The organism is Aeribacillus sp. FSL K6-8394 (assembly GCF_038008865.1).
Taxonomy (GTDB): domain Bacteria; phylum Bacillota; class Bacilli; order Bacillales; family Aeribacillaceae; genus Aeribacillus; species Aeribacillus composti.
Map to the genome: position 1 here is coordinate 572,906 of NZ_JBBPAA010000001.1, position 25,359 is coordinate 598,264.

The following is a 25,359-nucleotide window of genomic DNA, read 5'->3' on the forward strand; positions in this document are numbered from 1 at the left end:
ATGCACAAAAGATGGTGAAATTTATATCAAAATTGCCAATGTATATGAAAAAGAATAACGATAAAATAAAGTAAATTCACATTTTATGGAACAAAATGTAACAAAGATATTTGCTTATTTTGAATAGAAAAGAGGGAAGAGACATGACAGTTCATTTACTTGGGCCCATTCAGCTTGAAGAGGAAGTTGAAAGGCTGATCGAATGGCTTGCAACATTCGGTAAAACGGAAAAAGGCGGAGTTACCCGGCTGTTATATAGCGAACAATGGCTGTCAGCGCAGGAAGCGTTGAAGGAGAAAATGGAGGAATGCGGATTAGCTCCATATTTTGATGACGTCGGCAACTTGTTCGGCCGAGCAGAAGGATCATCTCCATCCTCCAAAACAATCTTAACTGGTTCGCATATCGATACGGTTATTGAAGGAGGAAAATATGACGGCGCATACGGCATTATTGCCGGCTTGTTGGCGACTCATTATTTATTAAAGCGTTTTGGAACACCAAAAAAAACGATTGAGGTCGTATCCTTATGTGAAGAGGAAGGCAGCCGGTTTCCGCTTACATTTTGGGGGTCAGGCTCTGTAACGGGGAGGCGCTCTTTTAAACATATACAAAAAATTGTTGATTCTAAAGGGATTTCGTTTGTGCAAGCAATGAATGAATGCGGTTTTGGACAGGAAAGATTTCGCCAGCCATTTCGAAACGATATTCAATGCTTTATTGAGCTGCACATCGAACAGGGCTCTGTGTTAGAAAAAAAGAAAAAATCGTTGGGCATTGTCAGCGACATTGTTGGACAGCGCCGCTATCAAGTAAAGGTTGTCGGTGAAAGCAACCATGCAGGAACAACCCCGATGCCCTGCCGGAAAGATGCGGTGGCCATTGCCTCTGAACTGATTACCTATTTAATGAAACAAGCCAAACAGGTGTGCGACCAACTAAGAGTGACCGTCGGCAAAATAAAGGTTGAACCTAACGTTCCGAATGTGATTGCAGGTGAAGTCGTTTTTACGATCGATATCCGTCATCACGAGGAAGAACTGCTGGAGAAATTTTGTGCAACATTTTCACGTCATTTTAAAAATGTGAGCGCACAATACAATGTCGATATTTTGATAAATGAATGGCTGAACGTCAAGCCGGTCAAAATGGATCAACAATTGCTGAGGCTGTCAAAAGAAATTGCAGAAGAGCAAAATCTGTCTCATGAAATCTTGGTTAGCGGAGCGGGACATGATTCGCAAATGTTCGGAACCTATTGTCCGACTGCGCTTTTTTTTGTCCCGAGTCATAACGGAATCAGCCACTCGCCGAAGGAATATACCGCAGCTGCTCATTTAGAAAGCGGCGTTAAGTTTTTAATCCATTATTTATATAGATTGGCATATTAAAAGAAAGGATTGTGGACGAAATGAAATTTCTGCCTCTACAGACACCTAATAGAACGATCATGACACCGGGGCCTGTTGAAGTCGATCCGAGAGTTTTGCAGGCGATGAGTACGCCGATTTTAGGCCAATTTGATCCTGCATTTACTTCGATCATGAATGAAGTAATGGAAATGCTTCGCTATTTATTTCGTACGGACAACAAATGGGCGTTCCCTATCGATGGAACCTCCAGATCGGGCATTGAAGCGATGCTGGCGAGCATTATCGAACAGGGCGACAAAGTGCTGATCCCAATATATGGCCGGTTCGGCTATTTATTAACCGAAATATGCGAACGTTACGGGGCTGATGTCACTACAATTGAGCGTGAATGGGGAACGGTGTTTGACCCGGAGGATGTAATTAGAGAAATAAAGAAGGTTCAGCCGAAAATAGTCGCGATCGTCCATGGGGAAACCTCAACGGGGTGCATGCAGCCGCTTGAGGAGATCGGGAAAGCTTGCCGGGAGATGGATGTAATTCTTGTAGTCGATGCGGTTGCGACAATTGGAGGAACGGACGTGAATGTCGACGAATGGCAGCTTGACGGCGTGATCGGCGGGACGCAAAAGTGCTTATCGGTTCCATCAGGGATGGCTCCCATCACATATAATGACAGAATTGAAAAAATCGTTTTGTCGCGTAAAAAGGTAGAAAGAGGAATTAGGACGGAATTGGATCAGCAAATGGCCTCAGGTCAAACAATTATTAGCAACTATTTTGATTTAAGCCAGCTTCAAGATTATTGGAGCCCGCGGCGATTAAATCATCATACGGAAGCTACATCAATGCTTTACGCATTGCGTGAAGGCTTGAGGCTTATTATGGAGGAAGGATTGGATAATCGATTTGCACGCCACCGTCTCCATGAACGGGCATTAATGGCCGGGCTGAAAGCAATGGGACTCACATTGTTCGGCGATAAACGCTTTAAACTGCCGACCGTTACATGCGTCAACATACCGCAGGGCGTCGATGGAGAATCCGTGCGCCGCATGCTGCTGGATGAATTCGGGATTGAAATTGCCAGCTCGTTTGGCCCGCTCCACGGAAAAATCTGGAGGATCGGTACAATGGGCTACAGCTGCCGCAAAGAAAATATTCTCAAGCTGCTGACAGCATTGGAGGCAGTTCTCATCTATCACGGTGTTCGCATAAACAGAGGTGAAGGAGCACAAGCAGCGCTGAGTATGTATGGAAAACAAAGAAAGGAGTCAGCTTTTTCTAGTGTAGTTCATCGATAAATTGTGTCAATGGCGCAAAATTTTGATCATCATTCATTTTTGCGATCGGTTGAGAAATTGATAAATTCATTCAGACGGAAGAGAAAGCGTTCAGTCCATTGATCTATATAAAATTCAGCTGATGCCATTTTTTTAATGATAAGAAATGGAGATGGTTCGAGTGAAATATGATTCTCTTATCAAAAACGGCAGCGTTGTGTTTCTTGACGAAGTGAAAAAAACAAATTTAGCTGTTAAAGACGGCATTGTTGTTGAAATTGGCGATGACATTGACGGGGAAGCCGATGTCGTTTGGGATGCGGAAGGCCAATACGTTTTTCCCGGATTGATTGATGTCCATGTTCATTTCAATGAACCGGGCAGAGAGGATTGGGAAGGCTTTTCAACAGGTTCATCTATGCTTGCAGCGGGCGGCTGTACAACGTTTTTTGATATGCCGCTGAACGGTGTCCCTTCTACAACTGATCTTGAAGCTCTTCAACAAAAAGGAAAAATAGGCGAGGAAAAGTCATTCGTTGACTTTGGATTGTGGGGCGGGCTTGTTCCGGGCAATAAAAATGATTTAGCGCCTCTTGCGGAAAAAGGAGTTGTCGGATTTAAAGCTTTCATGTCTCCGAGCGGCAATAAAGAATTCGCAGCGGTTGATGATAATACGCTCTTGAATGGAATGAAAACGATCGCCGGCTTGCGTAAAATTTTGGCTCTTCATGCAGAAGACGGTGCAATGGTGCAATTTTTGCAGAGAGAAAAAGAGCGGCAAGAAAAATTCGGTCCGGACGATTATTTACAATCAAGACCGATTGCTGCGGAATGGCTAGCTGTCAGAAAAGCCATTACATTTGCGGAACAGACCGGCTGTTCTTTGCATTTCGTTCATATCAGCAGTGCAGAAGCCGTTGAAGAAATCCAGCAAGCGAAGAAAAGAGGACTTGATGTCACATTGGAAACGTGCCCGCATTATCTTTTGTTTGACCATGAACATACGAAAAAGCTTGGAGCGGTTGCAAAATGCGCTCCCCCATTGCGCGAATTAAGCGACCAAAAAAAATTGGTTGATTTGTTTTTAAAAGATCAGATTGACTTTGTCGCATCCGACCATTCCCCGTCGCCATGGAGCTTGAAAGAAGATGAAACGAATTTTTTCAATGTTTGGGGAGGAATCAGCGGGGGGCAATTTACATTGATGGCGATGATCGAACTAGCGGTTCGCTATCGCATTCCTTTTCCGAAGCTGATTCATTGGACATCTGCTAGACCCGCCAAACGATTTGGATTGGACGGGAAAAAAGGGGAAATTGCAAAAGGAAAAGACGCAGATTTTGTGATTATAAGTTTAAAAGATTCCTTCACAGTCGAGAAAAACAGTTTGCTTCAAAAACACAAGCATAGTTTATATGTCAATCATACATTTCCTTGCAAAATCCTTGCGACATTTCAACGGGGGAAATTGGTATTTGACAACGGGCGCATACGGGCTTCCAAGCCTCTTGGCCAATGGCTGAAGTTATGATGGAAAGGGTAAGGGGGCTGTCTAATAAGTCAATTTTCCGGCTTATAAACGCCCCTTTAATGTTTTAGAAACGTTGATATATCAATGTTTATAATGTTTCGTTTTCAATGGATTTTGACTTTCTGGACAGCTTTTTTTTGAACGTTTTCCGTATCCTCCATTTTGCAATCATGTTCCGTGAAAAGTTTTCAAAATTTTTTTAGCACGTTATCTGCAGCCTTAAAGGACTTGTCGGAAAACCGAAACAGGAAGTTTGGTTAGGCAAATAAAAATGTGAACAGGGGATCTGCGAATATTGAGGTTGGCCCAATAAATAAATGAATAGGTCAGTCTTACGAATTTGTTCAGCTTTTTTGCCGAGTGACAACAGGTTCGAGGTCTCCAAAAAATCGCATAGGTGCCTTCTCCTAAATCGTTACCTTTTCTTTGGGAAATTCAGGAAGAAAGAAGGTGAGGATTGCTGAAATGACTAATATGATTATTGAAAAATAAAAAGCAACATTATAATTCCCGTGGTAACTGTATAGTAAACCCGGCACATAGGCTCCTAGTGCTGATCCAATTTGGTGGCTGAAAGATAGCCAACCAATGATAAAACCAACAGAGTGTTGTTTAAAGTATTGCGTGACCAACAATTGCGTAGGAGCAACAGTGGAAAAATCAACCAATCCAAAAACGATAGCGAAAATAATTAATAGCAGAGGGTTATAGCTATAGAATAGAATAAACAACGATAATGCCCGTATAACATATAGACAGATGAGCATTTTTCGACTACTCCAGCGATCTGCTAACACACCAGAAAATAGTATTCCTACAATATTAAAAGCAGCCAATATAGTTACTGCTGCACTAGTCGCACTTGTTGGAACTCCACACAACTGGGCATAAGGGATAAGATGTGTATCCATTAAACCTGTAGTGGTAAAACCGCAAACGCTAAATGGTAAAATCAAGAACCAAAATTGTTTTTTACGAAAAGCATCCCAAATTGAAAAATCATTGAATTTACTTGGCTGTTAAGTTGTGCTTTCTTCTTGATCCATTCCGCCAATTGGCAACATACCTTTTTCATTAGGATGGTTTCGTAAAATTAACAGGACAATTGGAAACACAACAATCATTAAAAAACATCCCAAGATGATGACCGTTGCTTTCCAATTCAACCATTGAATTAATAATAGAGATCCTGGTACCAACAGCATTTGTCCGGCTCCAAACCCTGCTTCGACAATTCCTAAAGCAAATCCTCGTCTTTCATTAAACCAGTTTGTAACGACTACTGTTGCAGCCACGTTTGACGCTCCGCCAACCCCAAGTGATACAAATATGGCATATAGAATAAACAATTGCCATGGATGATGGACAAAAGCTGTTAATAGAATACTAACTGCCACCAAAAAAGTACTGACAGAAAGGATTATACGAGGCCCAAATTTATCAACTAACCTTCCTATAAATGGTTGGGAAAGTCCATAAACGATAAAGCTTAATGTCGAAATTAGCGATACCGTCCCTCTGTCCATTGAAAATTCCCTTTCCCAAGGTTCAACAAAAGCCCCGAAAGAAAGACGAACACCTTGAACGGCTAAAAGAGATAAAAACGTGACAAATAAAATAACCTAAGCATAGTGAAATCGTAACATCATTTTAGTTTAGTCTCCTAACTTCAAAATTTTAAAGATTCAATATTTTTTCTATTCTACCGAATTGGATGTTTAAGTCAAGCCATTTTTTCCAATATTTTTCTCCGTCAATCGCGACAAAAATCAGTTCATATTCCGAGATGGTGGTTACTTTACAGAAGACGGTCCCAGTGATTTGAATATGCCAACTGTCGGCGCCCCCCAATCGTGCAAAAATCTCTGTTGAACCGATGCAAATCAAAGGATTGGCAAAGTTTCCCTGAAAATAATCAATCAAGCATAAAAAATGAAATGTGTATATAACACTTTTTTGGGGTTTTTATCTTCACTATGAGGAATTGCAAGTCTCCATGACCAATAATGACGTGATGCCCGTATCCGTTTTTATCTTCACTATGAGGAATTGCAAGCAAGACGAAAGAGAGAAGTTTGTTTGACGTTCTGGAGACCAATTACTATCATACAGCCAAATTGCCAATTATTTATGTTTCAAAAGAGCCGTACCAACAATGATTGAACGTGCGGAAAAGAAAATAGCGGAGAGAAAAACAGAAAGCCTCTTCTGCCTTTAAATGGGTAAAAGAGGCTTTGTCTTTGTTTGTGCATTTACAATTGCTTCACGGTTTCGTTCGCTAATCATATGATCATTTGTTAAAAGTGTGCCGTCTAAGTCGATTGCGATTCATTTCATTAGCATTTTTCCACTGGCGTTAGGAATTTCACTACATCGTCAACAGCTTCACAACTTGTTTTGTCCGTTCATGACTATTTATATCGGATTCAATTTTGCCGTTTTTCACGCAGTTTATAAATTCTTCTACTTCATAATACATCGTTTCAAATTTATGTTCCACGGTCAAATCTTTTATTTCACCGTTTCGATATTTGATGACAACTTTCTTCGGATCACTGATTTTGTCAATTTCAATAACACCTTTTTCACCTTGGATCTCACTAGGGAAAAAGGAGTCTGTTATTTTGGAATACATTACGACTGCTTCAAAATTATCATAATTTAAAATCATACTTCCTTGACCGTCTGCACCGGTGGATAAGTAATAGTGATTTTTTACTATGGATTTTGGTTCGCCGACTAGATGAACAATCGGTGCTAAGCAGTATACACCCAAATCCATTTTCGAACCGTTTCCTAATTCCGGTTTAAAGGCGTTTTCAATAATTCCTTCTTTATATTTATCATATCGTGAAGAATATTGATTGTAATGGAAAACAAATCGTCTGATCGGAGCGATTTCGTCAAGATGTTTTTTTAAATTTAAAAAGGTCGGTGTAACGGTTGATTTCATCGCTTCCATAAACATGGCATTGTAAGTTTTGGCTGTTTGAATGACCTCATCCATTTCTTGCACGGACGTTACTGCCGGCTTTTCGCAAAGAACGTGAATTCTATTTTTCATGGCCAAAATACTTTGTTCGGCATGGAATTTGTTGGGGGATGCAATATAAACGGCGTCAATATTGCCGCTTTGAAACATTTCTTCAAGGTTGGTGTACACGTGTTTTATTTGATATTTTTCGGCAAACATTTTTGCTTTTTCCATTGTTCTCGAATAAACAGCGCCGAGGGAAAATTCCGGGTGTGCGCTTGCAGCTTTTATAAAATGGTCGGTAATCCAGTTTGTTCCTATAATACCAAATCTCATAACGAATCCCACCTTTATTGTTCATATTTGTACATGAATATCATATTATAACATGTTCTGCAGCAGCTTTTTATTCGATTATCTTTTTTTGAACTAACTTAAAACTCCATGTCAATAAAAACCAAAACATATTAACATGGTAAGATCTGTCTGAAAAGTCCCGAAAAAAAGAGTAAACGACAGTTTCTTTTCATCTGCTTTTCTGTTTTGATCGAATTTCTGAAAAGAATAAACAGGCATTCAGAGTGGGAGCAACCCAACTCGCTTGGTCAATCGGACCGACCATTACATTTATACTGGCCGTATTATTGGTACCCTTAAGATTATTCGGTTCGGGATTGCCTTGGCACCGAACACGCAGGGCGGGAAATTGAAAAAGAACGGTATGGAATTTTGGAAACGGAAGAAAAAGTTACGAATATTTAGAGAAGTTGCTTCACGACTTGCTTAAGCAGCTTGGTAATCCTTTGTCTCGCATCAATAACCCGTGCAAAAGTTCATTATTTGCGGTAATATGATATTGAGTCATGTTTGCGCATGAGACGGCGTACGCGTTTATGATTCACATCAAATCCTTTCTCACGAAGTTTCGCAGTCATGCGCCTGTAGCCAAAGTAGGGATGAGCTGTATAAAGCATATCCATTTCGTGCATGAGCATGATGTTTTCTGAGCTTTCTGTTTGCCCCTTTGATTGGCGATACACGCTAGTACGATGAATACCTAATAACTGTGCCTGACGCTTGATGCTGATCGATGGGTGATTGAATTCGACCATAGCCTTTCGTTCGTCAACAGACTTATTTGAGCCCAGATTTTTTTTTTCAGCCAGTCAACTTCCACCGTTAACTGACCTACCAATTTCTCTAAATTTTCTTGTTTGGCCTCATATTCTTTACGGATTTTATCCACTTCGCTTGAGCCTTTTTCAAAGACCATCGAGGATCGTTCTAGAAATTCTGCTTTCCAACGACTGACCATGACTGGGCTTAATTCATATTTGGCGGCTATTTCATTGACGGTTTGCTCTTCACGCAACACCTCAAGAACCACCTTAGCTTTAAATTCTGCGGTATATCGGTTTCTTTTTTTCATGGTATCATTATAACTTATTTATCACGCTCATGTGTCTCACCTTATGGGAGCATTATATTTTATCTTAACTATGAGGAATTGAAACCCAATAACAAAAATATTGTATCAACACATGCATTATTGTTTTTATCTTAACTATGAGGAATTGAAACCAAAGTTTACTCTTGGACCGTATTTCGTTTCATATGTTTTTATCTTAACTATAAGGAATTGAAACCTTGAGGATTGGTTGCTTTAATCAGGTACTCTTGTGGTTTTTATCTTAACTATGAGGAATTGAAACGTTGCCTATTCCTGCAATGGGAACTTGGCAACTTCGCGTTTTTATCTTAACTATGAGGAATTGAAACATGTTTCTAGCAAAAATATCACCTGTTTTGACAGCATCGTTTTTATCTTAACAATGAGGAATTGAAACATCTAAGTATTCTTTCGATGTCATCCATGTTCACAGTTTTTATCTTGACTGTCAGGAATTGAAACTTTTGTTTTCTATTGTCGAGGTAAATCTTGATGGCTAGGTTTTTATCTTAACTATAAGAACTTAAATCTCATTCATTCGGACTGGTTCACAACACGAAGGGCAACGTTTTTCATAACTTATTTACTACCCTTTCTCCTTGACAGATGTCTGTAGGAGAAAGGGTTATTTTATTGGCGAACATGATGTAGAAGATTCCTTTTTTTCTCGTTTTGGATTAAATGGACTTGTCATATGATCGTTTGTGACCGATTTTTGTCATAAAACGATCATTTTTGAATGTTTTTGATAAAAAATGATAGATTTTCGAAAGTGCTTACACTATAATGAAATTAGAGAAAGAGAAAACATCCAGATGGGAGTTGATAAGGTTGCTAACACCAGAGAGACACCGGATCATTTTAGAGCTGTTGGAACAAAAGGGAGTCGTCAAAATTCAAGAATTGGTGGAGGCAACCTCTTCGTCAGAATCTACGATTCGAAGAGATTTAAGCCAATTAGAAAAAGAAAAAAAGTTAAAGAGAGTTCATGGCGGAGCTTCCTTATTTCAACAAAGAAGTGAAGAGCTGAGCATCTCCGAAAAATCGACAAAGAATTTAGAAGAAAAGCGGATGATCGCTCAATATGCAGCGAGTCTCATTCAAGATGGTGATTGTATATATCTGGATGCGGGTACAACCACCTTTCAAATGATCCCGTACATTTCTGCTCAAAAAATAAAAGTAGTAACAAATGGATTAACCCATTTGGAAGCACTGCTTGAACAAAATATCGAAACCTATTTAACGGGTGGTTATGTAAAAAAGACCACAAGAGCTCTCATCGGTAAGGGGGCTCAAGAGGGGCTGCAATCGTATCGTTTTGATAAGGCCTTTATGGGTGTTAACGGCATCCACCTTGAGTTTGGTTATACAACTCCTGATCCAGAAGAAGCGGCTGTGAAAAGCCTCGCAATGAATCTCTCACAAAAGTCATTTGTTCTGGCTGATCATACAAAATTTAATGAATTTACCTTTTCAAAAATTACAGATTTAAATGATGCCGTCATTATTACAGATGAAATTGATCAAGAAATCTTAGAAGAATTTTCAGCCAAAACCGCAGTAAAGGTTGTGAAATAATCATGATTTATACGGTTACCTTAAATCCATCGATTGATTATCACGTCCGTATTAATCACTTAAAAATAGGAGAATTGAACCGAGCGGAAGAAACACTTTACTTCCCGGGAGGAAAAGGGATCAATGTGTCCCGCGTATTGAAACGCCTTGGTATCGATAGTGTTGTATTAGGGTATGCAGGCGGTTTTACAGGAGACTTTCTTAAGAATGCATTAATTAGTGAAAATATTGCCATCGATTTCACTGAGGTGGAAGAGCCTACCCGGATCAATATAAAGCTGAAAGGAGATCAAGAAACGGAAATTAACGGGAATGGACCTGCCATCTCAAAAGAAAAGCAGGAAAAGCTATTATCAAAAATTTCTTCTTTAAATAAAGATGATGTTTTAGTGCTTGCTGGCAGTTTGCCTCCAACAGTTCCTGAAAATTTTTACGAGACGATAGCATCGATTTGTCAGGAAAGGGAAATACCGTTTGTCGTTGATACATCAGGACCGAGTCTAAAACGGTTGATACCTATGGGACCTTTTTTAATAAAACCGAACCATCACGAATTAGGAGAGTTGTTTCATGTAAACATTGAGACGGTAGAAGATGCAATAAAGTACGGAAAGAAGCTGCAAAATGAAGGAGCAAGGAATGTAATCGTTACCATGGGAGGAAACGGAGCAGTATTGATTAATGCTGATCATACCATATTGGCCAAAGTCCCAAAAGGTAACGTGAAAAATACAGTAGGAGCTGGGGATTCAACTGTTGCCGGTTTCTTAGCCTCCTATATTCAAAACCATGACGCGATCAAAGCATTCCAACACGGCGTCAGTGCCGGAAGTGCAACAGCATTTTCAGAAGATTTATGTACAAAGGAAAGTGTGGAACAGCTTCTTCCAAATATTCGCTTGGAAATTTATCGGTAAGGAGGATTGTATAATGAAAATCACGGATTTATTAACGGAAGAGACGATTATATTAGATTTACAGTCTGCTACCAAAATGGAAGTACTTAATGAATTAATAGAAACGCTTGCGAGGGCAGGGAAGCTTCACGATAAAGAAGCGTTTAAGGAGGCCATCCTTGCTCGTGAATCTCAAAGTACGACTGGAATTGGCGAAGGGATAGCGATTCCGCATGCTAAAACGAATGCAGTTAAACAGTCTGCGATCGCATTCGGTCGTTCAAAAGCAGGCATTGACTTTGAGTCTTTAGATGGTAAGCCCAGCCATTTATTTTTCATGATTGCAGCTAGTGAAGGCGTCCACAATGCTCATCTAGAAACACTTTCCCGTTTATCGACATTGTTAATGGATCAAGAGTTTCGTAAAAAAATTGAATCAGCCAATTCTGCTGAGGAAATCATTGAAATTATCAATGAAAAAGAAAAGGAAAATGAAGAAGAGAGCGAGCAGATCGATTCTAAAAAAGGAAAAATTTTAGCCGTTACCGCTTGTCCGACTGGTATTGCTCATACGTATATGGCAGCGGATGCTTTGAAGACAAAAGCGAAAGAGTTAGGCGTTGACATTAAGGTTGAAACGAATGGTTCAAGCGGTGTCAAAAATAAGCTGACGCCAGAAGAGATCGAAGAGGCAGACGCAATCATTGTGGCTGCAGATAAGCAAGTGGAAATGGACCGTTTCGATGGCAAACATGTCATTGAAGTCCCTGTTGCACAAGCCATTCGCCAACCAAAAGAGTTGATTGAACGAGCATTAAAGAAAGACGCACCTATTTACAAAGCTTCGGGAAAAGAAACAAATTCAGCGTTTCAACGCGGAGAACGAAAAGGATTTTATAAGCACCTCATGAATGGGGTTTCAAACATGCTGCCATTTGTCGTTGGCGGCGGTATCTTGATTGCCATTTCATTTATTTTTGGGATTAAAGCGTTCGATCCGAACGATCCATCTTACCATCCGATTGCTGAAGCATTGATGACTATTGGCAACGGAAATGCCTTTAAATTAATGATTCCTGTTTTAGCCGGATTTATTGCCATGAGTATTGCGGATCGTCCGGGATTTGCTCCGGGAATGGTCGGAGGATTTTTGGCAGCAAATGGGGAGGCCGGTTTTCTTGGCGGATTAATTGCCGGTTTCTTAGCCGGATATTTAGTCGTTCTTTTAAAACGAATCTTTCAGGTTCTGCCGCAATCATTAGAAGGGATTAAGCCAGTTTTACTATATCCTTTATTCGGTATTTTAATTACAGGTTTTATTATGATGTATGTGGTGAATGATCCTGTTAAAGCGATTAACGATGGATTGAAAGCTTGGCTGGAAGGCTTAGGAACTGGGAACTTAGTTCTTTTAGGTTTGATTTTAGGGGGAATGATGGCTGTAGATATGGGAGGTCCGATCAACAAAGCAGCCTTTACATTCGGTTTAGCGATGATTGATGCAGGAAACTACGCCCCGCATGCTGCGATTATGGCTGGCGGTATGGTTCCCCCATTAGGACTAGCCATTGCAACAACTTTGTTTAAAAAGAAGTTTACAAAAGCAGAACGAGAAGCAGGAAAAACGTGCTATATTATGGGGGCAACCTTTATAACAGAAGGAGCCATTCCTTTTGCCTCAGCTGATCCAGGACGTGTAATTCCATCGATTATCGTAGGTTCCGCAATTGCCGGTGCGTTAACGATGGTATTTGGAATTGGTTTGTCAGCACCGCACGGAGGCATATTTGTCATCCCGATTATAAGCGGCAGTCCATGGTTATATGTACTTGCTATTTTAATTGGTTCATTTGTAACAGCTCTTATGGTCGGTTTCTTAAAGAAAGAAGTAAAAGAATAAAAGACTAATACGAGCAGCAAATTTCTTTTAAGGGTTCGGATCTAGGGTCTGAACCCTTTTTTGTTTGCGGTATGAACTGAAAAGGTGTGATGATATTTTTAGAAAAATGCTTGTTGGCGGGGAGATATTGGTTACGACTTACCCTCGGAATAGACTCTTTGTAAACTAGAAATAGTGGACGAAACTTGTAAAAGCTTTAGATGCCCCATGTCATTTACTTACTGCAGTAATAGAACTGTTGTCGTCGACCCCCAATCGTGCAAAAATCCCCGGGAATCGACGACTCTTTCAACTCTTTATTGAGCACAAGCAAATGTGTGAGTAAAATGTTTGTGGGAGAAATTCTTAGAATTCCCCGATGAGGGGGTTGGGAACGTAGGTTCGCAATCCCCCTCATCGGGGCCACCAAGCAAAGCGCGGTAGGATCCCAAGCAGGAAACATGAAAAAAGGACTCTCTCCCTGGTAAGATGTTCATTGACCACACCACAAACAGGAGGAGAGAGTCCCATGAATATTCAACAACATCTTACCACAAATTCGTTGACATGGAAAGAGATCGAACTTGATTTGTTTCGAGCCCTGCAAAACGCCTTCGCTGAGCTGTTTACGGCTCTGTTGGAGGACATCGACCGACAATTGGCGGAAACCCGGGACAAGCGCCGGTACCACTTGAAAGACAAACGACGCACCACGATTCAAACCTTGTTTGGCGAAGTTACCTTTGAGCGAAACTACTATTTAGACCGAGAACAAAACCGTTACACGTTTTTGCTTGATTCCTTTTTAGCGTTTGATGGATCGCAGTCAATCAGCCCTTGTCTAGAAGAAACGGCGGTGGGATTGGCTGTGGAGTGCTCTTCCTATCGCAAAGCGGCTCATACGCTTGCCCAGATGGTCGGGTATCCGGTGATGAGCCATGAGGCGATCCGCCAGTTGGTGCTCGAGGCTGAAGTTCCGCTGCACTGCCCGGTTGACCAGCGATATGGACGGGTGCTGTTTGTGGAGGCCGATGGACTGTTTGTCTCTCGCCAAGGGAAGGGAAAACGGGCCAAGGAAGACAAAATCCTGACCGTTCACGAAGGGTGGAAGCGCAACGGCTCACGGATCGAATTCGTGAATCAGCGCCATTACGTCCATGAGGGCAAGGGGGAGGTGTGGGAAGGCTTCGAGGAATTTTTGATGAACGAATATGCCTATGATCCGTGTCGGGATCTTCTTGTCATCAACGGGGACGGCGCTCCATGGATTACCGCGTGCCGGGAGTATTTCAAGGGACGGGTCTGCTTCCAATTGGATCGATTCCACGTGGCGCGTGAGTTGCGCCAATGCCTCTCGGGCCATCCACGGTGGCAGGCGATTCGGCAAAAGCTGGCGAAGCAGGATGAAGAGAAGCTGCTTGTGGAACTGAACAGCGCCCTCGGCACGCTGGGGGACGAAGCGAAAGAACAACAGCTGGCTGCCTTGATCCACCGGATCGAATCGATGCCGGGATGCATCCGTGATTACCGGGAATGGCTGAAGGAGCAAGGAGTGGACACAACGGGCATGTATCCGATGGGGAGGGCTGAAAGCGTGATGAGCCAGCTGGCGTATCGGGTGAAATACCGCCGCAGTTGGACAGACAAGGGACTCGGGGCGTTTTTCAAGGCAATGATTGCCCGGATGGATGGGATTCGTCTTTTCGGACATCGTTTAGGAGAAGAATCGTCGCATCCGGCGGAGGAAACGGCATCTACCAAACAGACGATCGTGAACAAGGCGAAACAACGCATCCGCCGTCTTCTTCCAGAGGTAACGCGGAATAACGTGCCATATTTACAGCAATCGTCCGGGACTCCGATCTATCATGCCCTGTCTGAATTCAAGGGATGGTAAAAAAAGGTATACATATTCGTCTGTCATGGCAAGGGATGAGAGTCCGAAAGCGCTTACGGATGAAATTCAAAAAAATGGTTCGCTAACCTATGACTTACATCTGTTTTCAGGAATCAAAAAAGTTCCCACAAAGTCTTGACTGACTCGATTATCTCTTTGTCCAATTTTCAGAGGATGAGAACCAAGAGAATCCAAAAGCACTAGAGGAATTGCAAAAGAATCCGATCTGGAAAAGCATTAATGCAGTTAAAAACGACAAAGTATTCGTAAACGTTGTGGATCCGTTGGCACAAGGCGGTACAGCATGGAGTAAAATTCAATTCTTAAAAGCAGCGACTGAAAAATTGGCAAATGAATGATGCAGGGCGGGAATCATAATATGCGCTTAAAGATTCCTATATCCATTCTCATTTTATGTTCTTCACCTATTGCGTTTGTGCTCATAGTTCTATTATCTATACTTTATGGAGCGAAAGATATAAATTTCGAAACGGTTTGGGAGGCGTTCTTTCATTTTGATCCGGAAAATGTAAATCACCAAATTGTAATACATTCCCGTTTGCCAAGAGCGATTGGAGCACTTTTAATCGGAATTTTCTTGGCCATATCTGGATCGATCATGCAGGGAATGACGAGGAACTATCTTGCCTCCCCTTCGATTTTGGGAGTTTCTGACGGATCGGTTTTCGCTATTACACTTTGCATGATTTTCATGCCGGATGCATCATCTTTGAGCATGATAATATTTTCACTACTCGGTTCAGCCATTGCTGTTGGCTTCGTCTTCGGCGTGGCGTCGCTTATGCCAAACGGAATGTCACCCGTTCGAATGGCGATCATCGGAACTATTATTGGAACGTTTCTCAGCAGTATTTCCGCTGCCTTGTCAACGTATTTTCAAGTATCGCAAAACATCAGTTTTTGGTATAATGCCCGGCTGCATCAGATGGATCCCTTTCTAATAAAACTTGCGATTCCTTTTGCAATTGTCGGGATCATAATGGCTCTTTATATTTCCAAATCGCTCACAATTCTTTCTTTAGGTGAAGAAGTTTCTGTAAGTTTAGGACAGAAAACGGTGTTGGTCAAAGCGTTAACAATGGCCAGCACCGTCATTTTGACTGGTATTTCTGTTACCCTGGCAGGAAATATTGGATTTGTTGGTTTAATCATTCCGCACATAACCCGATTTTTAATTGGAATCGATTATAGGTGGGTTATTCCTTGCGCCGGAGTACTTGGAGGTATTTTTTTAGCACTGTCCGATATTTTAAGCAGATTTTTGAATTACCCGTTTGAGACTCCTATTGGAGTTGTCACTTCCCTAATCGGAGTTCCTTTCTTCCTCTATTTAATTTACAAGAGAGGAGGAGGAACATATGCATAAACAAATGGCGAGACGATTTTGGACAGTGATGCTGATCAGTATAGTCTTTATTTTTGCTGCAATATATGTCAGCTTAACAAACGGTGAATTTGATATTAAAGTTATCGATATAGTAAAGACTTTGCTGCGGGTTGATCCCAATTCTGAGCATGATTTGGTCATATTTGAATTTCGCTTGCCCCGTATTTTAATAGCTTCATTGATTGGATTTGGTTTCGCAGTGGCGGGTGCAACCTTACAGGGGATCAGCAGAAATGGACTTGCAGACCCTGGCGTTTTAGGAATCAATTCAGGGGCAGGAGCCGCTATCGTTATTTTTATGCTCTTTTTTGAAGGACAAATAACGGGAAGCGGATGGCTGTCAACTTTGGCAATGCCGCTGTTTGGTTGGATAGGCGGACTGGCTTCAGCACTATTGATTTATTTATTCTCATGGCGAAATGGAAAACTAGATTCCGAACGTGCGATTTTGGTTGGAATTGCAATAGGATTTGGGTTTGGGGCCTTGTCTATGTTTTTATCCTTGAAAATGAACCCTCAGGATTTTGAAATGGCGACAGTTTGGTTGAATGGAAGTATATGGAATGCTAATTGGAAATACATTGTCTCTATTTTGCCTTGGCTCGTCATATTAGTTCCTATTATTATAAAAAAATCGTATATACTCGACTTGCTTCAATTAGGAGAAGATAGAGCAATAGGACTGGGAATTCGTACGGAAAAAGAAAAAAATGTGTTCCTTTTATGCAGTATCGGAATTGTGAGCGCTTGTGTCTCTGTGGCAGGAAACATTGTATTTGTCGGTTTGATAGCACCGCACATCGCCAAGCGTTTGGTCGGAATCCATCATTTTTGGCTAATTCCCGTCAGCGGAACGGTCGGCATGCTTATGGTCATTGTCTCCGATTATATTGCCAGAACTGTTTTTTCTCCAGCTGAATTGCCTGTCGGGATTGTCATTTCCATCATCGGTGTTCCTTATTTCATTTATTTATTATTTAAAGATAGTAAAAAATGAGAGTTTTCTAATGAAACGTGGAATTGTGTAAATGATTCATAAGTTCAAAGGTCATCCCGCATCATCTTACCTAATTATTTTCATATAGATGAGAATCATCGTTCGGCACCATTTTGGCATTACTAAGCGATGTCTTAAATACTAGGTAAAGTCTTATGAACCATAGAAGGCGATCCATTCAAAAAAATCGGCTACCCATCAGGTTGTTTTAATGAAGGAAGGGCCCGTTTGCCCGTCAGAGAATAGAGTACCAGTTGCGAATACATATGTTTGTCGGCTTTGGAAAAGAGATTGAAATGTTCAGTTGGAGGGTTGTAATTTTTGCCCCGATTATATCAATCAATGATATGGAGGCGTTTAACCATGCATAGGAAAAAAGATAAACAAGCTGATGTGATGGACAAAGATACTGCTGGCCGAGAAGTTAGCATTCCGAGTACTGAACAATTTTTAATACGTTCAAAAGAAAATCGGCAATACAAAATTTTGCTTGGTATACCTGATGTGCCTCCTCCTCCTTCAGGCTTTCCAGTTATTTATTTCTTGGATGCTAATGCTATATTCGGAACGATGTTTGAGGCAGTCCGTATCCAATCAAGGCGGCCCGAAAGGACAGGAATCGTTCCAGCACTAGTAGTCGGCATCGGTTACCATATCGAAAAACCGTTTTCTCCTGAACGCTACTATGATTTTACACTGACTCCGCCAGCTTCGGAATTGTATTCGAGACGAGAGGGGACAGACAGACCAGAATATGGCGGAGCGGAACAGTTTTTGCAATTTATTGATGGGGAGCTTAAACCGCTGATCGAAAGCAGGTTCAAAATTGATAAAGACAGACAAGCGATTTTTGGTCATTCACTCGGCGGCCTCTTCGTATTACAAACATTGTTTACAAAGCCGTACGCCTTCAATACGTATATCGCAGGCAGCCCGTCCATTCATTGGAATAAATCGCTTCTACTTGATGCAGAGCAAAAATTTATCTCTAGTTTAGAAAATGATAAGCATCATATACGATTATTAATCACTGTAGGAGAATTGGAAAAATTCCATAAAAGCGGCATGAATGCGAACGCTAAAGAGCTTGCAGAACGACTATTACGACTCGATCAAAACAATTTTCACGTGGAATTTAAAGAATTTGAGGAAGAAGGCCATGTGTCCGTGCTGCCGGCGTTGATTAACCGTGCTGTGAGGTTTGCACTAAGCGAAAAGCAGGGCACATAATCTGTCAAGGCTCCTATCATGCTTAATAAGGAGAGCGAACTTTTTTCAAAAAATTGAACTGAACCCAAAAAGTTAGACACGGAAATTTAGGCAACTGTTTGGGCATGAATTCGGTATTAAACCGGACTCATGCCTTTTAATTTTGCCTTATATGTGATTCAAAATGGATTTTTTGGAAGAAACTCATCAATTTTTGGGGTAGGAATGTCGAGAAATAAATGGATATTTCAAAAATATGTGATCTTGAATTATTTTTGTTCGAAATAATATTTACAAAAATAGCGAATATATGTATGATAGGAAAATAAAAGTAGTAATCATTACGATTTAGGAAGGTGAGAAAATGTTTCGATATTTTAAAAGCATATTAATACTTTTAACAACAATTTTTTTGCTTGTCGGATGCTCACAGTCTTCCTCAAAAGAAAAGGAGAAGAGCAGCAAAGAATTAACATTGCTTTTTAACTTTCCAACCAACACGCTCGATCCGCATTTAGACACGAACTATACGATAGTTCGTGCGGGAGTAGGAGAGACGCTTGTCAAAATTAGTGAACAGCAAAAAATTGAACCTTGGCTTGCAGAAGAATGGAAAAGTAAAGATGGGAAAAACTGGGCGTTTAAAATTAGAGAAGGTGTTACATTCCATAATGGGAAAAAAGTTGATGCTCAAGCGGTGAAGGCCTCGTTAGAAAGAGCAATCAACAATAGTCCATCTGTTCAAGCGGCATTAAAAATCAGCAAAATGGAAGCCGATGGTCAATTGTTAACGATTCAAACGGAAGAAGTATTTCCGCAATTTCCTTCAGAGCTCGTACATCCAAATACAGCGATCGTCGATGTTGATGAAAAAGATATTGATAAAAGGCTAATCGGTACGGGGCCATTTAAAATTTCTTCTTTTGAGCCTGGGGTAGAGCTGAAGGTCGAACGATTTGAAAAATATTGGGATGGCAAAGCAAAGCTTGAAAAAGCAACATTTACTTTCAACGAGGATGCCAATGCACGGCAAATGGCGCTTCAATCAGGAGATGCGGACATTATTTTTAGACCGCCGGTAGAAAATCTTGAAAAATTAAAAGAAGAAAATGTAAAAATAGAATCTGTTCCAAGTTTGCGTACACATCAGCTGTTTTATAATATGAAGAGCTCCTATATGAAAGATGAAAATGTGCGCAAGGCGATGGATGCTTTAATAGATCGGAAGGAAATTGTTGAACAAATTTTAAATGGACATGCCGTTGAAGCGAAAGGTCCTTTTTTGGCTGGTTCTCCGTTTGCGCCATCCTATGAAGAAAAGGAAAGCGGAATAGAGGCGGCGAAACAGTATTTTAGTAACGCAGGCTTTCAAGTAGAAGACGGAAAAGTTACGAAAGACGGAAAGGCCGTTCGGCTTAAAGTGCTGACATACGCATCACGTCCTGAACTTCCTTTAATTGTACAAATTCTCCAATCAAAGGCGAAGGAACTTGGCATAGAGATGTCGATTCAGCAAGTGGAAAATATTGATGAGTATTTAGCGGCCAATGATGATTGGGATTTTGCTACATACAGCAGTGTGACGGCTCCGCGCGGAGATGCGGCATACTTTTTGAATGCGACATACATGCCGAACGGAGCGCTGAACTACGCGAGTATTAACCATCCAGAATTAACAGCTAGCATTCAACAATTGAACCAAACGGTAGACGTGAACGAACGGAACAATTTGGCGAAGAAAGCATTAAAAATCATTGATCAGAAGACTCTCCATTCCTTTATCGTACATCCAAATATTATTGTTGCCTATCGTGACGGAGTAAAAAATTGGGTGACTAGTAAAAGCGAGTATTATATGTTAACAAAAGATTTGGATGTGGAAGGGTAAATGATTCAAGTAGCGAAACGATTCATAGAGTTCATCATATTTTTACTTCTGCTGTCTTTCATTAGTTTTATATTTATAAAACTAGCACCTGGCGATCCTGTCAAACAGATGCTTCAAGTAGATGAAGTGTCCGTTACGAAAGAACAAATTGAAGCGCTAAGAGAAGAACTGAAGTTACATGAACCTATATACGTTCAATATTGGTATTGGTTGAAACGATTTTTCGAGTTTGATTTAGGCCATTCCTATATAACAAAGCAGCCGGTAGTTTCTGAGTTGTTATCAAGGTTTCCTGCGACCATTACGCTCACATGCACTTCTTTAATCGTAATGATTCTGATTTCTATTCCTTTAGGCACTCTATCTGCACTCTATAAAAATAAATGGGTGGACCATATATGCCGTTTGTTTGCACTAGTCGGTTCATCCATCCCCAGCTTTTGGCTTGGGCTCCTTTTCATTGAATTATTTGCCGTTCAATTAGGGATATTGCCAAGCATGGGAAAGGGAACGATTCAACACGTCATCCTGCCATCCCTTACGTTAGGAATCGCGATGTCAGCTGTTTATGTCAGATTGCTGCGTTCCAGTTTACTAGAAAGCTTGAATGAGGACTATGTGAAAGCGGCAAGGGCAAGAGGGATTAGTGAAAAACGGATATTTTTATTCCACGTTTTCCGCCGTTCTTTAATTCCAATCATAACGATTTTTGGTATGAGTCTTGGGAGTTTAATAAGCGGCACAGTTGTCATTGAAGTACTGTTTGCATACCCGGGAATTGGAAAAATGGTGGTAGATGCGATTATTAGCCGGGATTATCCGGTCATTCAAGGGTATGTATTGTTTATTACGATTTTGATTGTCTTGATTAATATCTTCGTTGATATTTGCTGCCGTTATTTAAACCCTGAGATACGTTTAAAAGGAGTAGAGAGACGTTGAAAATGTTTAGACAAATGTATTGGACGCACTCACGAACGCTTCTTTTTATACTATTTGCCTTTTTTCTTGTCATCTTGACAGCTCCGCTGCTTGCTCCATATGATCCGTTGCAAATCAATATGAATGAACGTCTGCTGAAACCAAGTGCGGAGCATTTTTTCGGAACGGATTATTTGGGGCGAGACTTATTTTCTCGCATACTAGCGGGAGGGCAAGTAACGGTCGGAACGAGTATTCTCGTATTGGGCATTGTTTTGTTGATCGGCGTTCCGTTAGGCATGTTTTCAGGATTTGTCGGAGGCCGTTTCGATCGTTATTTGATGAGAATCATAGACGCTTTTCTAGCTTTCCCTGATTTTATTGTCGCAATTGTACTGAGCGGTATTTTAGGCCCCGGTATGTTAAATTTAATTTTTGCAATCGTTGTAGCGAAATGGGGAAGCTATGTGCGGCTTGTCCGCAGCACGGTGTTATCTGAGAAAGAAAAAGATTACATTTTAATGGCGGTTGTCAATGGTTTAAGCACATTTCAAATTATCCGTAAGCATTTGCTGCCCCATGTCGTGGGAAATGTGTTCGTTTTAGCGACGTTGGATCTTGGAAAAATTATTTTGTTGATCGCTTCCTTATCTTACATCGGCTTAGGAGCGCAGCCGCCAACTCCTGAATGGGGGGCGATGTTGAACGAAAGTACACCATATTTTCACACCTCGCCATATTTAATGTTTATTCCTGGAATTGCCATTATGTTTACTGTTCTAGTTTCTAATTTAGCTGGTGATGTATTGCGAGACCGTTTTGATGTAAAAGGATAAAGGGGAGATGGTATGTCATTATTAACTATTGATCAAATGCAAATTAATTTTCGAAATAAGCCGATTGTTGAAAATGTGAATATAACTGCCAGAAAAGGAGAATGGTTTACATTAATTGGCGAAAGCGGCAGCGGCAAAAGCATCACAGCTTCTGCGATTGGAGGGCTTCTGCCGAAAGAAATGTGGATAGCCACCGGGCATATTCAGTTTGACAACAAGGATATGACTCATTTATCGAAAAAAGAATTTCAGAATTTACGGGGAAAAGAAATATCTTATGTCTTCCAAGACTATCAAAGCTCGTTTACACCTTTTATAAAAATCGGTAAGCAAATGGATGAAATGATCCAAGCTCATTGTTCTTTAACTAAAAACGAAAGAAAAGAAATCGCTTTTCAAGCATTGGAAGACGTACAACTCCCTGCAAAACGCGTCTACAATAGTTACCCTTTTCAATTAAGTGGCGGACAGCTGCAGCGTGCATCCATTGCTATGGCCATTATGCTGAATCCGAAATTGCTTATTGCTGATGAGCCTACCACTGCGCTTGACAGTATGACAGCAGCACATGTGTTAGAGGTCATCGCGAATATCAAAGAGAAAATCAATTGTGCAATATTATTTATTACACATGATTTGAGGCTTGCTAGGAAATATTCCGATACTGTTGCAGTAATGAAGAAAGGGGAGATTGTCGAAACAGGGACGAAAACAAATGTTATTCACCATCCTCGTCATCCTTATACCAAGCAATTATTGAGTGCCGCTCCAACCTTGCCGAATAAAATGCATGAAGTGATCACGTGAAGGCCGAGCGGTCATTCAGCGTTGTACCAGCGATGAGGCGTATTGCCTCGCCTGTTAAACTGGATTTTGCAATGGAAAGGAATATGTCATAATGGCAGATCTATTATTGGCCAAAAATATCAAAAAAATTTATGCTTCAGGTCATCAAGCAGTCAACGGGGTGTCGATATCGATACAAAAAGGCGAATGCGTCGGGCTTGTCGGTGAAAGCGGCAGCGGGAAAAGTACATTGGCGCGCTGCTTGCTTATGTTAGAAAAAATAAGCGAAGGCGAAATTTTTTTACATGACCAACCATTGCATAAAATGACTAAAAGAGAAATTCGAAAAATTCGCCATTGTATGCAAGCGGTGTTTCAAAATCCGGCAGCGGCTTTAAATCCAAAACGAAAGATCATCGATTCTGTCATGGAGGCATTAGATACACATCGTAATATCTGCCCCATTTATTTGCAGGATGTAAGAGAGCACCGTGAATTATGCGCAAAGCGGCTGCTAGAGATGGTTGGGATGGCGGACCGCTATCTTTATCGCTATCCCCACGAGTTAAGCGGAGGGCAAAAACAACGTGTTGCCATTGCTCGTGCGATTAGCATCCAGCCGTCTTTGATCATTTTAGATGAACCGACAGCAAGCTTAGATGTCTATACACAAGGGCAAATATTAACTCTTTTAAAGGAGCTGCAAAAACAATTGGAATTATCCTATCTATTTATTTCCCATGATCTCCCGTCGGTTCATTTTTTAAGCGAGCGCATTTTGGTAATGAAAGATGGGGCTTTTATTGACTACTTTCAAAAGAATGATATATTCTCTCAAGCCCGCCACCCATATACAAAAATGCTCATTCACTTGTTTGAAGGTTAAGGGGGATAATAATGACTCACCGAACTTATCTATCTTTGGCGATTCCGCTTATCATTTCAACGATCACCACCCCGTTATTAGGAACTGTCGATACGGCAGTAGTGGGACAGCTTCCTGATCCAGCGTATATTGGCGGCGTAGCTGTAGGGACGATGATTTTTAATACGATGTATTGGTTGTTTGGCTTTTTGCGGGTCAGTACGTCCGGCTTTGCCGCACAAGCTTATGGTGCGCAAGATGCCAAGCAATGTTTTTTATATTTCGTAAGACCGTTCCTCATTGCGTTAGCCGTCGGCATTCTATTTATCCTCGTTCAATGGCCGATGAAGCATATCGCATTAACGCTTATTCATCCGGATGAGAAAGTCATGACTTTCACGGACGAATATTTTTCGATCCGCATTTGGGGAGCCCCGTTTACGCTGGCGAATTACGTCATTCTAGGATGGCTCATGGGAATGTCTCGTGTTAAAATTTCGCTATTTTTACAAGTATTTATGAATCTATTAAATGTTGTACTTGATTTGTTGTTTGTGAACGTTTTTCATCAAGATGTGAATGGTGTAGCCGCCGCTACATTGATTTCAGAAGTGGCTGCATTTCTCATTGGAATGTATATCGTGTTAAAGTCTTCCGATCTTCGCCTTTTCTCCATTCCTAGCAGCGAGCTGTGGAATGCAGGAGAATTTAAGAAGATGATGGAGGTCAATCGGGATTTGCTTATTCGCACGATTTGTTTGTTAACCGTGTTTAATCTTTTTACAGCGAGAGGTGCCTCTTTTGGTACCGAAATACTGGCAGCCAATGCCGTTCTCATTCAAATTCATTATATCATGGCGTACTTTTTAGATGGATTTGCCAATGCCAGCAGTATTCTCGTCGGAAAAGCTGTCGGTGCAAAGGATGAAGCTTTGTATAAACGCACTTTATCGTTGACAGGGCAATGGGCGATAATTTCCCCCTTGTTTATGATGCTTATTTATATACTGTTTAAAGATTCGATCATTCCTGTTTTTACGAAAAATCAGAATGTGATCGAACTGGCCAGCTCCTACAGTATTTGGGTCACGATATTTCCACTTGCGGCAAGCTTCGGTTTAATTCTCTACGGTGTTTTTACAGGAGCGACCATGACCAATCCGATTCGCAATTCCATGCTGATTTCTCTTGCAGTATATATTGTTTGTCTTTTCATTTTGATTCCGATGTATTATAACCACGGTTTGTGGCTTGCTTTTATTGTTTTCAGCCTCGGTCGGTCTGTGTTTTTAGCTATGTATGTTCCAGCATTAAACAGAACTTTATTCAAAAAATGAGGTGCCGGTGATCTTAAGTGCTGAGTCTATCAAACGATTGGACACATAAAGATATGCCTTAACTTACAGATCACGATCACTGTATATGCGGGATTTTTTATTTAGCAAAGAAACAGCAATTATTTTTGATCATCTCGTGCATCATGATACTAGCGGAAAATGAAGGATGTTATAATACTTCAGTCATCATCAATTTTTGAAAAGGGAGCATGAATGAGTTGGAAATAAATCATCGTTGTTGAAACAGTAGA

General features: G+C 40.9%; 20 protein-coding genes and 2 pseudogenes. 17 read left to right on the top strand and 5 right to left on the bottom strand.

Translation table 11 applies throughout. The features are described 5' to 3' along the window. Positions 1-143 precede the first annotated feature (143 nt). The 3 genes from allC (at position 144) to NSR00_RS02630 (ending at position 4,184) form a co-directional block, all read left to right on the top strand. Entirely contained in the window at positions 144-1,391 is a 1,248-nt protein-coding gene (gene allC, locus NSR00_RS02620) for an allantoate deiminase (RefSeq protein ID WP_327848055.1), read from the top strand. 20 nt (positions 1,392-1,411) lie between these two features. Beyond that, positions 1,412-2,674, top strand: coding sequence for a pyridoxal-phosphate-dependent aminotransferase family protein (locus NSR00_RS02625; RefSeq protein WP_340786790.1), 1,263 nt, complete (start codon positions 1,412-1,414; stop codon positions 2,672-2,674). A gap of 160 nt (positions 2,675-2,834) precedes the next feature. Further along, on the top strand, positions 2,835-4,184 hold the full coding sequence (locus tag NSR00_RS02630) for an allantoinase (RefSeq protein ID WP_340786792.1): 1,350 nt from the start codon (positions 2,835-2,837) through the stop codon (positions 4,182-4,184). Positions 4,185-4,591: 407 nt separating this feature from the next. Here NSR00_RS02630 and NSR00_RS02635 read toward each other — a convergent pair. The 5 genes and pseudogenes from NSR00_RS02635 to NSR00_RS02650 all read right to left on the bottom strand — a co-directional run bounded on the left by NSR00_RS02635 (position 4,592) and on the right by NSR00_RS02650 (position 8,587). Next, positions 4,592-5,803: pseudogene (locus NSR00_RS02635) on the bottom strand (MFS transporter). A 595-nt stretch (positions 5,804-6,398) separates the two neighbouring features. Then, a complete protein-coding gene (locus NSR00_RS18010) occupies positions 6,399-6,512 on the bottom strand; it encodes an HAD hydrolase family protein (protein WP_445659572.1) in 114 nt (37 codons plus the stop codon). A 40-nt stretch (positions 6,513-6,552) separates the two neighbouring features. Further along, positions 6,553-7,494: a Gfo/Idh/MocA family protein gene (locus tag NSR00_RS02640; RefSeq protein WP_063386903.1), complete on the bottom strand. Its 942-nt coding sequence runs from the start codon at positions 7,492-7,494 to the stop codon at positions 6,553-6,555. Positions 7,495-7,994: 500 nt separating this feature from the next. Further along, a complete protein-coding gene (locus NSR00_RS18015) occupies positions 7,995-8,270 on the bottom strand; it encodes an IS3 family transposase (protein ID WP_445659549.1) in 276 nt (91 codons plus the stop codon). Beyond that, positions 8,216-8,587 (bottom strand): transposase, encoded by a 372-nt coding sequence (locus NSR00_RS02650; protein ID WP_340786794.1) that lies wholly within the window; start codon positions 8,585-8,587, stop codon positions 8,216-8,218. Before NSR00_RS02650 ends, NSR00_RS18015 begins: the two co-directional genes overlap by 55 nt. Positions 8,588-9,439: 852 nt before the next feature. Here NSR00_RS02650 and NSR00_RS02655 point away from each other — a divergent pair. The 14 genes and pseudogenes from NSR00_RS02655 to NSR00_RS02720 all read left to right on the top strand — a co-directional run bounded on the left by NSR00_RS02655 (position 9,440) and on the right by NSR00_RS02720 (position 25,108). Then, the gene (locus NSR00_RS02655) at positions 9,440-10,189 is read left to right on the top strand and encodes a DeoR/GlpR family DNA-binding transcription regulator (protein WP_094245600.1); all 750 of its coding nucleotides are present in this window, start codon (positions 9,440-9,442) and stop codon (positions 10,187-10,189) included. A 2-nt stretch (positions 10,190-10,191) separates the two neighbouring features. Continuing rightward, positions 10,192-11,106 carry a 1-phosphofructokinase gene (pfkB, locus tag NSR00_RS02660; protein ID WP_340786796.1) on the top strand — a complete coding sequence of 305 codons (915 nt, stop codon included), beginning with the start codon at positions 10,192-10,194 and terminating at the stop codon, positions 11,104-11,106. Positions 11,107-11,119: 13 nt separating this feature from the next. Continuing rightward, positions 11,120-12,985, top strand: coding sequence for a PTS fructose transporter subunit IIABC (locus NSR00_RS02665; protein ID WP_340786799.1), 1,866 nt, complete (start codon positions 11,120-11,122; stop codon positions 12,983-12,985). A gap of 508 nt (positions 12,986-13,493) precedes the next feature. After that, positions 13,494-14,861, top strand: a complete 1,368-nt coding sequence (locus tag NSR00_RS02670) for an ISLre2 family transposase (RefSeq protein ID WP_340786800.1) — start codon at positions 13,494-13,496, stop codon at positions 14,859-14,861. A 146-nt stretch (positions 14,862-15,007) separates the two neighbouring features. After that, positions 15,008-15,220, top strand: a pseudogene (locus NSR00_RS02675) (iron-uptake system-binding protein); the annotation flags it as partial. 20 nt (positions 15,221-15,240) lie between these two features. Next, positions 15,241-16,248, top strand: a complete 1,008-nt coding sequence (locus NSR00_RS02680; RefSeq protein ID WP_340786802.1) for a FecCD family ABC transporter permease — start codon at positions 15,241-15,243, stop codon at positions 16,246-16,248. Then, positions 16,241-17,266 (top strand): FecCD family ABC transporter permease, encoded by a 1,026-nt coding sequence (locus NSR00_RS02685; RefSeq protein ID WP_063388261.1) that lies wholly within the window; start codon positions 16,241-16,243, stop codon positions 17,264-17,266. Before NSR00_RS02680 ends, NSR00_RS02685 begins: the two co-directional genes overlap by 8 nt. Before the next feature lie 363 nt (positions 17,267-17,629). Next, positions 17,630-18,496 (top strand): alpha/beta hydrolase, encoded by an 867-nt coding sequence (locus tag NSR00_RS02690; protein WP_340786804.1) that lies wholly within the window; start codon positions 17,630-17,632, stop codon positions 18,494-18,496. A gap of 343 nt (positions 18,497-18,839) precedes the next feature. After that, entirely contained in the window at positions 18,840-20,363 is a 1,524-nt protein-coding gene (gene nikA, locus NSR00_RS02695; protein WP_340786806.1) for a nickel ABC transporter substrate-binding protein, read from the top strand. Then, complete coding sequence (gene nikB, locus NSR00_RS02700; RefSeq protein WP_340786809.1) at positions 20,364-21,305, top strand: nickel ABC transporter permease; 942 nt, start codon at positions 20,364-20,366, stop codon at positions 21,303-21,305. Between the two features lie 2 nt (positions 21,306-21,307). Then, complete coding sequence (gene nikC / locus NSR00_RS02705) at positions 21,308-22,120, top strand: nickel transporter permease (RefSeq protein ID WP_133309130.1); 813 nt, start codon at positions 21,308-21,310, stop codon at positions 22,118-22,120. A 12-nt stretch (positions 22,121-22,132) separates the two neighbouring features. Beyond that, on the top strand, positions 22,133-22,927 hold the full coding sequence (locus tag NSR00_RS02710; RefSeq protein ID WP_340786811.1) for an ABC transporter ATP-binding protein: 795 nt from the start codon (positions 22,133-22,135) through the stop codon (positions 22,925-22,927). Between the two features lie 91 nt (positions 22,928-23,018). Beyond that, positions 23,019-23,792: an ABC transporter ATP-binding protein gene (locus tag NSR00_RS02715; protein WP_340786812.1), complete on the top strand. Its 774-nt coding sequence runs from the start codon at positions 23,019-23,021 to the stop codon at positions 23,790-23,792. A gap of 11 nt (positions 23,793-23,803) precedes the next feature. Beyond that, positions 23,804-25,108, top strand: a complete 1,305-nt coding sequence (locus tag NSR00_RS02720; protein WP_340786815.1) for an MATE family efflux transporter — start codon at positions 23,804-23,806, stop codon at positions 25,106-25,108. Positions 25,109-25,359 lie beyond the last annotated feature (251 nt).